The organism is Enterococcus sp. DIV0876, assembly GCF_050529585.1.
Classification (GTDB): domain Bacteria; phylum Bacillota; class Bacilli; order Lactobacillales; family Enterococcaceae; genus Enterococcus_D.
In genome coordinates this window covers 706577-722676 of the sequence record NZ_CP172882.1, presented here as the reverse complement: position 1 = coordinate 722676, position 16100 = coordinate 706577, and the positions used below count along the sequence as shown (strand labels likewise).

12 protein-coding genes and 1 other annotated feature (1 of these 13 cut by a window edge) are annotated in these 16100 nt (G+C 42.2%); of the genes, 2 read left to right on the top strand and 10 right to left on the bottom strand.

The window, feature by feature from the left end:
- Positions 1-63, top strand: a binding site (T-box leader) (it extends 170 nt beyond the left edge of the window).
- Between the two features lie 112 nt (positions 64-175).
- Positions 176-1105, top strand: a complete 930-nt coding sequence (gene cysK, locus IGI41_RS03370; protein WP_430611318.1) for a cysteine synthase A — start codon at positions 176-178, stop codon at positions 1103-1105.
- 207 nt (positions 1106-1312) lie between these two features.
- Here cysK and IGI41_RS03365 read toward each other — a convergent pair whose 3' ends face one another.
- The 7 genes from IGI41_RS03365 to IGI41_RS03335 form a co-directional block, all read right to left on the bottom strand.
- The gene (locus IGI41_RS03365) at positions 1313-3061 is read right to left on the bottom strand and encodes an ABC transporter ATP-binding protein (protein WP_430611317.1); all 1749 of its coding nucleotides are present in this window, start codon (positions 3059-3061) and stop codon (positions 1313-1315) included.
- Positions 3045-4799, bottom strand: coding sequence for an ABC transporter ATP-binding protein (locus tag IGI41_RS03360; RefSeq protein WP_430611316.1), 1755 nt, complete (start codon positions 4797-4799; stop codon positions 3045-3047). Before IGI41_RS03360 ends, IGI41_RS03365 begins: the two co-directional genes overlap by 17 nt.
- 499 nt (positions 4800-5298) lie before the next feature.
- Positions 5299-5736 carry a single-stranded DNA-binding protein gene (locus IGI41_RS03355; RefSeq protein ID WP_430611315.1) on the bottom strand — a complete coding sequence of 146 codons (438 nt, stop codon included), beginning with the start codon at positions 5734-5736 and terminating at the stop codon, positions 5299-5301.
- A 134-nt stretch (positions 5737-5870) separates the two neighbouring features.
- Positions 5871-7223: a WD40/YVTN/BNR-like repeat-containing protein gene (locus IGI41_RS03350; protein WP_430611314.1), complete on the bottom strand. Its 1353-nt coding sequence runs from the start codon at positions 7221-7223 to the stop codon at positions 5871-5873.
- Positions 7224-7362: 139 nt separating this feature from the next.
- Positions 7363-8622 (bottom strand): dicarboxylate/amino acid:cation symporter, encoded by a 1260-nt coding sequence (locus tag IGI41_RS03345; protein WP_430611313.1) that lies wholly within the window; start codon positions 8620-8622, stop codon positions 7363-7365.
- Positions 8623-8640: 18 nt separating this feature from the next.
- Positions 8641-9888, bottom strand: coding sequence for an MFS transporter (locus IGI41_RS03340; RefSeq protein ID WP_430611312.1), 1248 nt, complete (start codon positions 9886-9888; stop codon positions 8641-8643).
- 124 nt (positions 9889-10012) lie between these two features.
- The gene (locus IGI41_RS03335) at positions 10013-11254 is read right to left on the bottom strand and encodes a pyridoxal-phosphate-dependent aminotransferase family protein (protein WP_430611311.1); all 1242 of its coding nucleotides are present in this window, start codon (positions 11252-11254) and stop codon (positions 10013-10015) included.
- 133 nt (positions 11255-11387) lie between these two features.
- Here IGI41_RS03335 and IGI41_RS03330 point away from each other — a divergent pair, with 133 nt between their 5' ends.
- Positions 11388-13022 (top strand): PucR family transcriptional regulator, encoded by a 1635-nt coding sequence (locus tag IGI41_RS03330; protein ID WP_430611310.1) that lies wholly within the window; start codon positions 11388-11390, stop codon positions 13020-13022.
- Positions 13023-13035: 13 nt separating this feature from the next.
- On the opposite strand, the gene arcC is transcribed toward IGI41_RS03330, so the two are convergent.
- The 3 genes from arcC to IGI41_RS03315 are packed head-to-tail and all read right to left on the bottom strand — an operon-like array spanning position 13036 to position 16099.
- Positions 13036-13971, bottom strand: a complete 936-nt coding sequence (gene arcC / locus IGI41_RS03325) for a carbamate kinase (protein ID WP_430611309.1) — start codon at positions 13969-13971, stop codon at positions 13036-13038.
- A 16-nt stretch (positions 13972-13987) separates the two neighbouring features.
- The gene (locus IGI41_RS03320; protein ID WP_430611308.1) at positions 13988-14806 is read right to left on the bottom strand and encodes a DUF2877 domain-containing protein; all 819 of its coding nucleotides are present in this window, start codon (positions 14804-14806) and stop codon (positions 13988-13990) included.
- 27 nt (positions 14807-14833) lie between these two features.
- Positions 14834-16099, bottom strand: a complete 1266-nt coding sequence (locus IGI41_RS03315) for a DUF1116 domain-containing protein (protein ID WP_430611307.1) — start codon at positions 16097-16099, stop codon at positions 14834-14836.
- Position 16100 lies beyond the last annotated feature (1 nt).

Sequence of the window (16100 nt, the reverse complement as noted above, 5' to 3'; positions counted from 1 at the left end):
CAAGTTTTTTTGTGCAAGCAAAAAATAACCCTAAGGTGGTACCACGAGATGATCGTCCTTTCAAAGCTGAGGCTTTGAAGGGACTTTTTTTTCTCCCTTTAGCCCCTTCTTATCATGGGTTATGAGATTCTTGCAACAAACACTGCATCATCCCACATAGAAAGCAGGAATATATATGGTAAAAATCGTTGACTCTGTTACAGAACTGATTGGAGAAACACCTATCGTCAAACTCAATACACTCGTTCCAGAAGGCGCCGCGGATGTTTATGTCAAATTAGAATTTTTCAATCCAGCTGGTTCCGTGAAAGACCGTATTGCCTTGGCAATGATCGAAGCAGCTGAAAACAGCGGCAAATTACAACCTGGAGGCACGATCGTTGAACCTACCTCTGGCAATACTGGTGTCGGATTGGCCTTTGTCGGCGCAGCCAAAGGATACAAAGTTGTGATTGTCTTGCCGGAATCTTTTTCGATCGAACGGCGCAAATTGATTCAAGCTTACGGTGCAGAACTTGTCTTAACGCCTGCTAGTGAAGGTATGAAAGGCGCAATCAAGAAAGCGACAGAATTAGCCGAGACAAATGGTTGGTTCTTGCCCCTGCAATTCAATAATGAGGCCAATCCAAACATCCATTATGGTACAACTGGACCAGAAATCGCTGAGGCATTTGGAAAAGATGGGATTGATGCTTTCGTTTCTGGTGTCGGTACTGGCGGTACGATCACTGGCGCTGGTCACTATTTGAAAGAACAATATCCAGATTTGACAATCATCGCTGTTGAAGCAGCTGAATCCCCCGTGTTATCAGGGGGGCAACACAGCCCACACAAAATCCAAGGCATTTCTGCTGGTTTCGTGCCTGAGGTCTTAGATACTGAGGCTTACCAGCAAATTCTGCAAGTAACTAGTGATGAAGCTATCGCAACGGCTCGTGCTGCTGGTGCGCAAGAAGGACTGTTAGTCGGTATTTCTGCTGGTGCTGCGATCAAAGCTGCTATCGATACTGCCATAGAACTCGGTGCTGGAAAAAAAGTCTTGGCCATCATTCCTGATAATGGCGAACGCTATCTATCCACCCCGTTATATGCGCATGAAGTTTAAAAAGAAAAATCGCCAGATTTCTCCCATTGGCGAGTCTTACTTGCAAAAATTGAGACACCATCCCTATAGTGCTTCATTTAAACATCACGTATAAGCGAAGGCTTCCTTTCCCTACTCCCCATAGACGATGAGGCAACCCTTCGCATTATATTGAAAAACCTTGCGCGTCCTTAGATTTTATGGACACGCAAGGATTTTAATTGTCGATTATAGCTGTTCCGCTTGCATTTGATACATTTGTTGATAAATGCCTGTTGTTTGGACCAAACTGCTGTGATTGCCTCGCTCAACGATTTTCCCTTGATCTAGCACCAAAATTTGATTGGCTTCTTTGATCGTGGATAAGCGATGGGCGATCATAAAAGTCGTACGTCCCTTTTGCAAGACTGTCATCGCTCTTTGAATGATCGACTCTGTTTCAGTATCAACATGACTAGTGGCTTCATCTAAAATCAAAATTTTGGGATCGAAAACGAGCGCTCGGGCAAAACTGATCAATTGCCGCTCACCACTCGAAAACGCATTGCCTTTTTCAACCACTGGATGATGGATCCCTTCCGGATAACGATCCAATAAATAATCTGCGCCGACTTGTTTCAAGGCATCAATGATCATCTCATCACTGATTGCAGGATCATTCATCCCGATGTTGCTGGCAATCGTACCAGTAAATAAATAAGGATCTTGCATCACAATAGCCATTGATTGGCGTAAGCTATGGCGATCGTACTGATCGATTGCTTGACCATCTACATAGATTTGTCCTTTTTGCGGATCATAGAAACGAAACAACAAGTTCAAGATACTTGATTTTCCGCTACCCGTATGACCTACAAGTGCAACCGTTTCACCGGCTTGTGCTTGAAAATTGATATCATGCAAAATCACTTGCTTAGGATCATAGCCGAAAGTAACACCTTCAAATGAAACGGTACCCTCACTGACAGCGATTTGTGCGGTTTGCTGTGCTTCAACGGGTTGATCTGCAAATTCGAAAACCCGTTGACCCGCTGCTAGTGATTGCTGTACATTGGTGATTGTTTGGACAAGTCCTTCGATAGGGTCATATAAACGATTGATATAATCAATAAAGGCATACAACAAACCAGCCGAGATTGCCAAACGATCATTCAGAAAGAATGAAGCGAGCGTCGTGATCAAAATCAAGATCGTAGAATTTCGCAATAAATTTCCTAATCCCCAAGCAATACTGGAATCAAGTAATAGATATTTACGTCCGGTTTGAAACCATTTATCGACGGTTTCATTGAATTCCTTCTGTAATTGTTTTTCCCGCTGAAAGGCCTGGATGATCGCCATTCCCTGAACAAACTCATTCAATTGTCCACTGATTTGCGAGATATATTCCCGCATCGCCAAATTATAACGAGAGGCATACTTGGTATAAAAATGCTGCCAGATACTTAGAATTGGGATCAATACCAGCATCGCTGTGCCTAATGTTGGATTCAGCAGCGTCAATGCGATAAATGCGCCGACGATCTGCATGATATTACTCAGTAAATTACTGATCACAACTACATAAAAATTGGAACGCAAAACTTCAGTATCGTTGGTGATTCTCGCAACAACTTTCCCCGCCGGAATCTGATCGAAATAAGATACTGGCAGCTGATGCATATGTTGAAATAACTGATCCCGCATCTTTTTTACGATGCTATTTGACATTTTTCGCAATTGCAGCAAACTGACATAGCGAAACAGCGAACCAATCAAGTTCACAAGCAAATAACCCGCAAGAAGTTGGAGCAAGGGCATCATTTTTAAAACAGCAGTTTCTGAAGCGGGGGTCATTACTTGATCGATCAATTGTTTGGCGATCAAAGGTGACGTTAATTCCAAGGCTGCTGCCAGCAGTAATAAACTGGCACCCAGCATAAATTGTTTTTTGTAAAAGCTTAAATAAGACAACAAACGTTTAATCGTTGAGAACATCCATATCGTCCTCCTTTAACTGTTGATGGTAATACTGCTCTTGGTACCACCCTGGTGTCTTGATCAATGACTGGTGGGTACCCCGTTGCGAAATCTCTCCCTCATCTAAAACAATAATTTGATCGGCTTCGGTGATCGCTGATAACCGATGGGTCACGATGATCGAGGTTGGCGCGTGTTGCATGTTTTTCAAATTGGTGATAATGGCTTGCTCGGTTTTGGCATCGACAGCGGACAAGGCGTCATCCAACAATAAGACTTCACTCTGCCGTAAAAATGCGCGGGCTAAAGACAAGCGTTGTTTCTGACCACCTGATAAGGAAACGCCTTTTTCACCGACAATTGTGTCTAAGCCTTCTGGCATCCGCTTGATATCTTCTGTAAAACAAGCCGCATCCAAAGCTGCCCAAAGCGCTTCATCACTAGCATCGGGTTGTCCGAACAGCAGATTTTCTTTGATTGTTCTTGAAAACAATGTGTGTTCCTGAGGGACTTCCGCAAATTGGCTGCGCAAAGCATCTGTATGATACTGCGTCAGTTTTCTCCCATTGATTTGCGGCATTTGATTTGAATAGGGATAACGATGGCCAAATTGGCGCAGCAGTGAGGTTTTGCCGCTTCCTGTTTTACCGACGATCCCCAATACTTCTCCTTTTTGAATCGTTAAATCCAGTCCAGCCAATACTTCACGTTCAGTCCCTGGATATTTGAAATGATAATCAGACAGCATAATTGTCTCAACGCTCGTCAGATCAGCTGATCCATCTGGTTCAAGTTGATCATCCGTTTGCAGCACTTCATTGATCCGCCGCCATGAAGCTGCTCCTTGCTGCATCACATTGACCAGATCACCTGCTGAAATCATCGGCCATACGACCATTGTCAAATAAACTTGGAAAGAGACCATCGCACCAATCGTGATTTGCTGATTGGCTACCAATTGGGCCCCAATCCCAAAGCTAAGCACAAAACTAATGGCCAAAATAATCGTGATCAGCGGGCCAAAGCGCGAATCGATTTCAGAAACAATATTGTTTTTTGCCCGCGTTTCAGTCGTTTTGGTTTCGAATTGTTTCGTTGTTTCTTCTTCAAGACCGTATGCGCGAACAACACGGATACCGTCAATGATTTCCAAGACTTCACTATTCATTTCCGATACTGAATTTTGAGCTTCAGTAAAAGCTTTATCGACTTGCGAGCCCCATTTGAAAATGTAATAGGCTAGAATCGGCATAGGGATCAAAGCTATCAGTGTCAGTTGCCAAGAAACAGTCACCGCCATCATCGCAACGATAAAGCTCAAATACAAACTCGTATTCAAGAAAACCATCAGGCCGTATCCCACGGTCATTCCCATGACTTGGACATCATCACTAGAACGGGTCATCAAATCTCCGGTACGAAAACGTTGATAAAAAGGTGCCCCCCTTTTCAAAAAATGCCCCATCAATTGTTGCCGCAACTGCCGCTGCAAATCGTAAGAACCAATAAACAAATTGTAGGTCCAGACAAACTCTGCCAAATAGCCCAATAGAATCGCACCAGCAAACAAACTGCTGTAACGAATCAAAACTGCTTGTGAAAAATCATCTTGTAATAGTGCATCAATAAATAAGCGCAAAATATAAATGGGTGCCACATACATGGCACTAGAGATGATCATGAACGCAAAGACCACTACATAGCGGGCTTTATGTTCTTTAAAATACGTTGTTAATTGTTTTAGTACATACTTCATTTTTTATCCCTCTCAATCTAAAAAAGTACACAAAAAAGCTCTGTCCCTTCGGAAAAAAGGACAGAGCTAAAACGTCAAAAAGACATTATCTGTGCACTAATGGTTACCGAGTAAGGGATTAACTTTATTTAATTCATTGATTTGTTTGATTGTTACATTTTGCATCGTAATCCCTCCTTCGTTTTTATTTGATAATTACACTTTACAGATAAGTTTCTCAGAATGCAACCATTTTCATTAATTTTTTTAAAAAAATATTGACATTTTGGATTTCTCCAATTTGATATTGTATTTTTTAACGTATGTTTTTAATAAAAATAAAGCTTGAGAAAAAACCTAATGAATCAGGCTTTAGCGCATAAAAAAACCTGAATCATCGACTAAGGAAAATCAATGATTCAGGTAGATTTTTTATTCACTCTATTTGGTTCTAAACCGATGATCATCTTATGTGTCAAAAAATTATTGTCTGACATTGAGATGTTGACAATGTTTTTTTTTATAAGAATCGATTGTCCTTCAAAAATTCTAACACTTGGTTTTTGAAGGGGTCATGTGCTTGATTTTGTTTGTTGATCAACCGCGTTTCCGCCTGTGATTTATAGGCTTCAGTTTTCACCACAACTGGCTCAGGCCGCTCGAGTAACTGAAAACTATCCACAATGACTTCTGCACCGCAAAACCTTTGTCCATCTTCAGTCTGATGAGGACAACTGTGTAAATGTCCAGTTACTTTGATGGTTGCATCGATTTGCGTATACTGCTTAAATGTTTCTGCTTGCTTGCCGAAGATCACACATTCAAATAATTCAGCTTCAGCTGCCGACTGCCAATTTGTTTTGACCATTAATATAAACCGAATGCCGGTTGCGTCTTGAAGGGACGCTGTTGTCATTTCAGCGATTTTCCCCACCAAGATCACTTGATTTGCTGCCACGTTGATTCCCTCACTCTTGATTGATATGTTGTTGTTTGAATAATTAGCTCTAGTCTATCATATTCTTGAATAGTTGCAATCATCAAAGATAAATCACATGGCTTTGCTTGCTTTGTTAAATGAAACTTAAGAAATCATCCTGCTTCCGTTGTATCGGCTGCTTCTTCGTGATCAAATGTCCAAGTCACCCCTTGATCCTTCGAGATAAAAATCCCTTTGACACTGCCGCCTTTATAATCCCCCATCGATCCTTGATTGATTTTCACTTTCAACACACCATCTTCTTCGTATGGCGCTTCCGCTACAACAAAGACTTTTTCCAAGTCATCTGGCATCTCAAAGGATGATTGCAGCCAAGTATTCCCGCCATCCGTTGTCACATATAGACTAGGTGCTGAAGGCGTTACCCCACCTAAACTCATGAAGCCGACATGTTCATTTAGGTAACACGCATCTGTCAATAAGCTGCTGACACCTTTAACGACCTGATGTTCCGTCCAAGTTTTGCCGCCGTCTGTGGTGATATAAGATAGATAACCTTCTTGGCTCATTACTCTGCCTCCAGACAAAAAGATATAGCCAAAGCCATCTTCACCAAATGCGACCTTGCGATAACGAATCGCTGCTGCGTCTTTTTCCAAGATAACATCTTTCCAGCTGCTACCTTGATCATCAGTATACGTATAATAAACAGTTTCCTTGGCACTATTGTCACTTGCATAAGCTGTTCGGATAAACCCTGTTTGATCAGGGGTCAGTACATAACTTTGGTCAATCAACGATTGTTTGTCGCCACTGTACTCACCACCGAAAAAATCTGACAGTGCATAAGGAAGAATCACTTGGTTTTTCCATCCATCATATGTCAGTTTGAGTTGGTCTTTGCCGACCTCTGTTTTGTAGGCAATCGTTTGATTGCTGTTCGAATCACTGGTCATCTGATTGTTGTCTTCTGTGATGACACTGGCATCTCCTGTAGCAACATTGGTGATCGCCGTGTCACCTTGACTCGTGGTATCAATCGTTACTTGCCAGCAGATATCTCGGACGGAGCCATCATCGGCCACTTTCCCCCAATAAGCAACCATCTGATCACGATTGATCGTTTCAGGCCAGACAGTAAACTTGACGGTCAAAATCCCATCTTCATATGCCGCACCGCTAACACTATAAGATTCGATCCGCACATCGTCTGCCACTTTTTCGGAAGCAAAATAGCGCATCAAGTCATAGAATAAGTTGGCACCTTCAGTACTGGGATCATAAGTATAATCGCCTTCAAAAGGTAAAAATTGGTTGAAGTACCCCACATTTTGTTCTTTGATTGTTGTTTGACTGGTTTGCGTCGCTGCCGTCGATTGCGTCTGATCGCCCATAAAACGACCCAATGAAAACCCTAGTACAAACCAAACCACTAAGCCGATCACCACCAATGTCAACCCGATTGCCAATGCAATGCGGATTATCACTGTTTTTCTTTCTTTCATGAAATATCCACCTTTTGTTTTCAATAAAAATAGTATAAAACAGCGTGACCTTTCTCACAATGCTTCTTGCAATAGATTAAGAAAATTAAACAAATCGAATGAAAAAAGAGGCCCTTTTGGGAAGCCTCCTTCTAACATTTTATAAGTCAATTTGTCCTTTTGATTCTATTTGTTTTGGCGTGCCGTTGAATGTGTCGTAATCTAATTCTTTTTCATCATGCGCAACGATCAGTGCAACGGTTACGTCAGCATCCACATTCAGTAAGGTGCGGAACATACCCGAAAACCAGTCGATTCCCGCCAATAAAGCAATACTTTCAGTTGGTAAACCCAGCATCGGCATCACTGTTGCCAATGCCACCAATCCGCCACCAGGTACAACGATCGTACCTAAACAGGCCAGTGTCGATAGCAAAACAATTTGGACGAGTTCGCCTACACCAAGAGATACTTGGTAATACTGGGTAAACGTAATCACAGATAATGATAAGAACATCGACAAACCATTACTGTTCAGACTCATACCCAGCGGGACCACTAATTTTGTGATTCGATCGCTAATACCTAACTTCTCGCGACTATCTTCTATTTGGATTGGCAATGAAACGGCTGATGAAGTTGTCGTAAATGAGATCACTGACATGCGCCACATATTTTTCACCAAGCGCCAGACATTGACTTTACAATACCAAGCAATAATCAATAACCAAATCGCCAAGAAAAGAAGTGAGGCACTGCCTAATGTGAGCAAGAAACGAAGCAGCGTTCCTAATACTTGGACCCCAGACTCACCTACAACCGAAGCAATCAAGCAAAAGATCCCAGCTGGTGCCACTTTCATAATCAAAGTCACCATTTTTAAAATCACATGATTAAAGGCTACGATCCAATCCAGAACAACCTGATTTTTTTTATCATCTTTAATCAAGCTTACTGATAAACCAAACAGTAATGAAAAAATAATGACTTGAATCATATTTGCTTCTGACATTGCCTCAACAATGTTCACAGGAATAAACCCTAATACTACTTCTTCTAAACTTGTACTTGCCAGATCGATCACTTCATTCGATACTGCTGTATGCTCGATCCCCGCTCCTGGTTGAAAGATAAGTCCGAATACAATACCAATGACAGCCGCCAAAATAGTCGACCCCATAAACCAAAGGAAAACTTTCACCCCAATCTTTCCTAATTCTTTGGCTTCTAATCCGCCAACGGCTTCAATAACAGCGCCCATGATCAAAATTACCACGGACATTTGGATCAGGCGCAAGAACAATTCTCCAATGACTTTCAAATCACTGACTGCACCTTGAAAAATAACCCCGCATAGTATGCCTAATACCGTGGCAATCATGATTTGATTGGTCAAACTAAGTTTTCTGGTTCGTTTCATTTGCAGCGCCTCGCTTTTTTAGTTGACTTTTTTCTTCGAGTTCACAGTCAAGAACAAAAATGTGCCGCCGACCAATAAAATAATGGCAATATAAAAACCCATCACTTTCGATCCAGTGGCATCTGAAATTGAACCAGTCAGTGTTGGTGCGATCACGGAAGACATCATCCCAAAAAAGTTGAACACGCCTAATGTAGTACCCACCCCAACTTTAGGTGCATTCTCTCCTAACCAAGAAATGATGATTGGTTCGACGGCTAATTTACCCAAGAAACCATACAATATCAACGCAATCATCAAGAATGTAGCATTTGTCGCTTGAACAGTGATTAATAACATCAACGCAGCTAAGATTTCTAAAACAACAATGAAAGTAACTTTTTTATGCATATATTTATCTGCTAACCGGCTAAAGAGTAAGGCCCCGGGAATTGAAGCGAATGCCACCAATGATGAAGAAAAGCCAATCGCAACCCCTTGGAACCCACGCTCTGTACCTAAAAAGTTGGGTAACCATGTCACTGTCATATAATAAGCATAACAAGTCGCAAAATACAGCACATACGTAAACAACATTTTTAACGAAAACAAGGTGGACAAAGAGACATTTTCTTTAGGTTTTTCAGTAATTTCTTCTTCAAACGGTTCATTTGTTTGAAAAGCAACATCATCTTTATTGCTGCGGATGACTACAGCAAAAGCAATCGTCATACACACGATCAAAAATGCTGATAGGTACATCATCGTTTGCCATGGCATTTTCATTTGAATGACCAAAAAGCTAGACAAAATCATCCCGAATCCTGAACCAACAGCAGAACCGCTATTGACGATGGCTGTTGAAAAACTTTTCTTTTCTTTAGGAATATTTTGCGAGGTCAACGAGTACGCTGAACCATAAAATGAGCCACAGCCGATCCCTGCCAAAAAACTACCTGTATAAATCATGGTGATCGATGCTGCTTGTGAAATCAAGAAAGCAGCAATCGCAAAAACAATAAATCCCGGGATCAAGACTTTCTTTTTCCCAATTTTATCCACCAAAAAGCCAGCAGGTATCTGCATGATCACATAGCCTAAGAAATAGAAACTTGCTATGGAGCCTAACGCCGTATCCGATGTGTTCCCACCAAGTGACTGGTTGATTTGAGGATAGATTGGAGATAAGGCTGAGCGATAGATCCAAATCGTGACCCAACCTGAACATAAAAGAATGATGATTTGTTTCCAATAAGCAAAACCGCTACGTTCCTTGTTGATTTCCATTTTTTTCCCTCCAACATTTACGCCTAAAAGTTTGTGCACCAAACAATTAGTAAGCGCTTCAATATACTGTTATTTTACATTTTCGTCTTAGATGATTCATTGTCTTTTTTTCACAAAGGACAAATTATTCTTGTGCATAAGTGCTAAGGTCTATATTTTTTTCTTGATAAAGTGTCAATGCTGCCGGCACAGCTTGCCCAGGATGGATAGGTGCCTGATGATATAACAAGGCGCCTTCAAGTGCTGCTAAGACATGAAGAATATTTTCTTTACGGCTGCTGTACCCCATATTACCAATCCGCCAAATCTTCCCTTTCAGGTCACCGAAGGAACTAGCGATTTCCACTCCAAAGGAGCAAAGGAGTTCTTCGCGAATCACTTCTCCATCGATGCCTTCAGGTATGAATACCGGCGTGACAGTCGGCATTTTCGTTTCTGCGGCACCATAAATAGTCAATCCCATCGCTTCGATACCAGCCAACAATGCAGATTCATTGATTGCATGCCGTTGATATACATTAGACAATCCTTCTTGCAGCAATATTCTGAGCCCTTCATGCAAGGCATAGATCATGGTGGTTGCTTCTGTATGATGATTGATTCGTTCATCATTCCAATAGCGCTGCAATTGACTCAGATCTAAATAGTTGCTGACAATATGCCTCTTGTTGCGGTCAGTTTTACTTAGCCCCAATTCTTTTTGGTAGCGGGCATCGAGGACTTCTTGAACCCGATCGTTATAGGTCACCAGCGCCAAGCCTGACGGCACACTCAAGCATTTTTGGGTACCGGCGATTGCGATATCCACACACCATTCATCGATTGCTAAAGGAACACCGCCATAAGTCGCCACCATGTCAACCACAAAATATAGGTCGTGGATACGACAGTAAGTACCAATTTCTGCCAAAGGCTGCATTTGCCCATTGGCTGTTTCACCATGAACCATAGCCACGATTTTAGGCCTGAAAGTTTCAATTTCGGCAATCACTGTTTCCGGTGCAAAAGGTGCTACCCACTCTTTCTCCAAATAACGGACTTCTGCATGTGCCCGCTCACATATTTCCCCCAGTAGATAAGCAAACCGTCCATATGCTGGGATCAACACCCTGTCACCAGGTTCGATCAATGCAATCAATGCCGCTTCTAATCCCGCCCTTGATGTACCGTCAATGGCAAAGGCTTCTTTATTGGTGGTTCCAAATGGCAGTTTGATCATTTCCTTGACTTCATCCATGATCATTAAAAATGCTGGATCAAACTGACCCAAAATACGTCGAGTCATTGCTTGCAAAACAACTGGGTGTGCTTCAACGGGACCAGGGGTCATAATCGTTCTTTGAGGAATCATTAGTTCATTAAACATCTTTTCGCCTCATTTCTATTCAAAATCTTTGATTAGTACCTTCATTGTCAACGCTTCCATCATTGTTGTACAATAGAGCTAACAATGAGCCTAATTTTGTTCAATTTGTTCAATATTTTAAGGGAGATTTTTGATGAAAACACTCGCTGATTTACTCGCTGTCCCACGCTTCTCAAATTTACAGCTTTTAACCCCTTCTGTTACAGCAGAGCGTATGGTTGAAAGTATTGAAATCACTGAAACACCTGATATTGCCCATTATATTCCTGAAGACACGTTTATCTTAACCACTGCCATGGTGTACCAGCATAATCAGCAAGAGCTTTGTACCTTGATTGATTCGTTGATAGCCAAAAATGCAGCTGGACTTGGTATCAAAGTTGGTCGCTTTTTGGATGAGATCGATCCAACCGTCATTGCCTATGCTGCCACGCAGAAATTTCCGTTGGTCGAAGTGCCAGCAACAATGCCTTTAGGTCGTTTGATGCATCAATTATTAAATTTGGTCTGGCACACCAAGACAGAACAACTAAGTTACGCCCTTGATATTCAAAAACGTTTTTCTGCTTCATTAATGAAAGATGTGAGTATCGCACGTTTTATCGCTGATTTTGGTCAAATGGTCAACACACCAATCATCCTATTGAACCCTTTTAAAAAGGTGATTGCTCATTCAAAACATTTCACGCGCATGTCCAAGCCAGCAGAATACTACGCGCATCAACTAACCCAGAAGAATGGCGTCTTTACTGGTGAAAAGAGTGGTGCGATCCCCATCACAGATCTGCACGAAAAAACGTCTCAGATTTCATATTATGCAATTGAAACAACAACGTATTTTCCCTATTATTTGGTGATCTTGAATCCAGAAGCTATTCCTTATCCTGTTTCAGAGTTTGCGCTCGAACAAGCCGCATTGGTCTTGTCTTTTATGTTGTATAAAAACCACAAAATCCAAGAATCTTTAGAAGACATCAAGAGTGACTTTTGGACAAGAATGATTGAATATCAGCAATCCACCAAACAACAACCAAAAGAGTGGTTAGAACTTGGCAAAGCACATGGTCTGGTAAAAGCGCGCCATTATCGTGTGATTTATGGTGTGTGCCAACCCAGTCAAAATACACAAGCAAAAGTCAAATACCAACAAGAGGAAAGTGCCTTGGCTTATACCTGGTTTAGCGAGCAGTTGCCACATCGCATCAAGGATGTGTGTCTCTTTCAATTAAAAGGCACCAATCATTTTGCAATTTTGACACAGCATAAATGTGACCCTTTAGCCAATCATTTGATTGAAACAGCCAATGATTTAGCTGCATGTTTGCCTTGTGACATCGCTTTTGGGGTCGGCAGTGTCTATGAAAGTATCGACGATATTGCCAGCTCGTTTATCGAAGCCAAAACTGCTTATGAAGAACGCAAAGGACAACTGCATACTTCTCCAGTCTCCTTTTATCATCAAAAGGGCATGCGCAGCTTATTTGAAAAAATGAGTCCTGAGGATATTCATTATTTTTGTCGCACCATTTTGAATGAATTGGCTTTTCCTGATGAAGACAATATGATTGAACTAAGAAAAACATTGTCTTGTTATTTAGATTTCCAATGTGAGATCACACGAACAGCCAAAGCCCTCTTTGTCCACCGCAATACAATCAAATACCGGATCGAACAGTGCCAAAAATTATTGGGCAAAAATGTTCATGATCCGGCAGTCAGTCTTGATTTACGATTAGCATTGGCCTTATCCGAAGAAGGCTACGCCTAACCAGATTGAAGTATCAACCGGTAATTCGTGTACCTGCCAGACCAAGCAGCGCTTGGTCTGCTTCTTCCAACGAGCAGATAATTGCCGTTTTACCTTGTTTGGCAAATGCAATCGCTGCTTCCATCTTAGGTCCCATGCTCCCTTCAGCAAAATGCCCCGCATCAAAATAGGCTTGGGCTTCTTCGACAGACAGCCCAGTCAATTTTTGCTGTTGCGGGCTGCCGTAATGGATATAAACATTGCTGACATCTGTCAACATCATAAAGACATCGGCATCTACTTGCTCTGCCAATTTTTTACCCGTTCGGTCTTTATCGATAACAGCTTCGATACCGTATAAGCCGTGATTTTCTTTGACAACAGGAATCCCGCCTCCACCACCAGCGATTACAATGGTATTTTGATTCAGCAAATGCACGATTGCTTCAACACCATGGATCGTTAAAGGCTGAGGAGATGGAACCACTCGGCGATAACCGCGTCCAGCATCTTCTTCCATCACCCATTTTTTTTGCTGAGCGATTTGTACGGCTTCTTCTGCGGTATAAAAAAGACCAATCGGTTTTGTTGGTTTTTGAAAAGCCGGATCTTTCGGACTGACTTCCACTTGCGTCAGTAAGGTCACGACATTACTCGTCAATTCTTCTTGCTCGATTTTATTTTTGATACTTTGTTCCATTAGATACCCGATAAACCCCTGCGTTTCCGCATTACAGACATCTAAAGGAAACGGTGGGACAACCGCTTTGGCTTCCTCATTTTGACGCAAAATATTCCCTACCTGCGGTCCATTTCCATGGGTGACCACGATCTGATGATCCAATTGTTCGATTTTGGCAATCTGTTCGGCACTTAATTGAATATTCGCCAATTGTGCTTCTACCGTTGCCTCTTGATTTGGTTTTAAAATTGCATTGCCCCCTAAGGCAATTACGACGCGTTTTGCCATGTTTATCCCTCGCTTTTCAATGTTTGACATGCAATAGACTGCGAACAAACCCTGCCAAAAAATCAGCCCCGGAGGTGTGTCCTATTGCAAAGATCGTTTGGATGACGTCTTTTGCGGTCTGCTGATCCCGACAGCGACCGACTTTTGCATATGTTTGACTAAAATTTCCTTCGATTGCTTGTAACAAATAATGCTGACTAACATCTGTAGTCAAATCATGGACTGCGGTGATTTTGCGTTTCAGATAATTGTCTAAGCGTTGGTCTTGTTGCTGGGTCAAATAGCGCGCCAATAGGGTCCCCACCAACATATCATCTCCAGTCGGTGTTAAGCCGATCCCTCTACCAATCAGGAAGTCAATTGCTTGACGCTGTTTGTAAAAAGACCGATCATGCAAGGAATCAATTGCTTGGTAAAACGCATGTCGGCTAGTAAAAACTTGCTGCAAAGGTTCCTGGAAACCAGTCTCTTTTTCTACTTGCTTGATTACTGAAAAAAGATGATTTTGATCAACGCTTTGTTCACTGGCAGACCAAGTCGTTTCATAGCTGTAAGCATCTTGGAAAGAAAGTGCGGCTTGCGGAAAATACAGCACACGTTGTTGGGCCATAATCGGCATATCGACCCTCAACTGTGCCGTGAGTTGGAGATAATCTGCATAAGAAACAGTGATACCATGAGGCACTCTTACAGATTGAAAGGTCAGCATGATCAATTGTTTGCTTTGCTGATTTTGCAGATTAAAACTATTTTTGAACATGCTATGCACATGCCACAGTCCATTCACGTACGTATGGGCAAACAATTGCTGATCAACACTTTGTGCTTCTAACATGATTTCCCCCCAATACAGAGTTATTTTCTAATCTTCAGAAAAACCCAATTTTTTCGCATAGGCCAAAACAGCCTTTTCAAAACAGTCGATTGGCGGGGTCACGGTACCAGCCCCAATTTGACCACGGCCTGCCTGTTTATTGGCAATGCCCGTGTTGATCACGGGCAAGATACCTGTTTCAACAACTTTTCGGGCATCGATTCCTAGACAAATGCCTTGGAAATCCCACGTTGGTACTGGAAAGTTTGGATTGGTATCTACACAAATCTCTAGCATTTCATTACTCGTTTTCAACGCATCATGAAAACCACCGGAACCGACAAATCTGGTTACCGCAGGTGCTGCGATCATGGCCATACCACCAACACCAAATGTTTCTGTAATTGCACTATCTCCCATGTCAGGTGAGGCATCGGCTTCACTAAAGCCTGAGAAATACAAGCCTTTCGGTGTATTCACAGGACCCGTGAACCATTCATCCCCCATTCCGGCAATTCTAATTCCGAACTCATGTCCATTACGGCACATTGCTGTCACAATCGTTCCTGCTTGGATACTGCGGGCACCATCTAAAACAGCTTTTGCTGAAGCCATCATGATGTTCAAGAAAAACTGATCAGTATCAGCCAGAAATTGAATGACTTCCTGTTTTTCCTTCTCAAAGTCTGCTAAAGCTACGATCGCTGGTGCGACTTCTTTCAAAAATACCAGTGAAGCAGCAATATTGCGTTGATGAAATTCATCTCCCATGGCAATCGCTTTTGCCACCAACACATTGACATTCATACCATCAGGCTTGGTTTTTAAGGCTGCACTCAAAACTGGGGCTAACGTATTCTTCATCCAATGCAGCCGTTCGATCACCTCTTGTGAATACGCACCGAATCGCAGCACAGCTCCAATGCCTTCGTTCATCGTACAATAGGCACGATTGCCGTCCGTCGTATTTTCGACTACCAGAACTGGCATGTGGGCAGAGGTAATGCCACCCATGGGGCCGACAGCTTGCACATGATGACAAGGGATCAATGTCACTTCACCATTTTCAAGTAAGTGACGTACCTCTTCTTCTGTTTCACCCCAACCTTCAAATAAGCCCGCACCCACGCAAGCCCCTTGGATTGGATCAATCATTTGGTCATAACGAATCGGCGGACCTGCATGCAGCAAAACCCTACCTTCTGCTAACTCTGGAATAACACTGACAGCAGGTACAACATCAACTAAAAATGGCGATCCTGCGATGATTTTTGCAATAATTGCTTGGTTTGCTTCTTCAATTGTTTGGTACAAA

Excerpts from the sequence above, each read along its gene's own strand:
- IGI41_RS03360 (WP_430611316.1), bottom strand. The coding sequence starts at position 4,799 with ATGAAGTATGTACTAAAACAATTAACAACGTATTTTAAAGAACATAAA.
- IGI41_RS03330 (WP_430611310.1), top strand. The coding sequence starts at position 11,388 with ATGAAAACACTCGCTGATTTACTCGCTGTCCCACGCTTCTCAAATTTA.
- IGI41_RS03320 (WP_430611308.1), bottom strand. The coding sequence starts at position 14,806 with ATGTTAGAAGCACAAAGTGTTGATCAGCAATTGTTTGCCCATACGTAC.
- cysK (WP_430611318.1), top strand. The coding sequence starts at position 176 with ATGGTAAAAATCGTTGACTCTGTTACAGAACTGATTGGAGAAACACCT.
- arcC (WP_430611309.1), bottom strand. The coding sequence starts at position 13,971 with ATGGCAAAACGCGTCGTAATTGCCTTAGGGGGCAATGCAATTTTAAAA.
- IGI41_RS03340 (WP_430611312.1), bottom strand. The coding sequence starts at position 9,888 with ATGGAAATCAACAAGGAACGTAGCGGTTTTGCTTATTGGAAACAAATC.
- IGI41_RS03335 (WP_430611311.1), bottom strand. The coding sequence starts at position 11,254 with ATGTTTAATGAACTAATGATTCCTCAAAGAACGATTATGACCCCTGGT.
- IGI41_RS03350 (WP_430611314.1), bottom strand. The coding sequence starts at position 7,223 with ATGAAAGAAAGAAAAACAGTGATAATCCGCATTGCATTGGCAATCGGG.
- IGI41_RS03345 (WP_430611313.1), bottom strand. The coding sequence starts at position 8,622 with ATGAAACGAACCAGAAAACTTAGTTTGACCAATCAAATCATGATTGCC.
- IGI41_RS03365 (WP_430611317.1), bottom strand. The coding sequence starts at position 3,061 with ATGTTCTCAACGATTAAACGTTTGTTGTCTTATTTAAGCTTTTACAAA.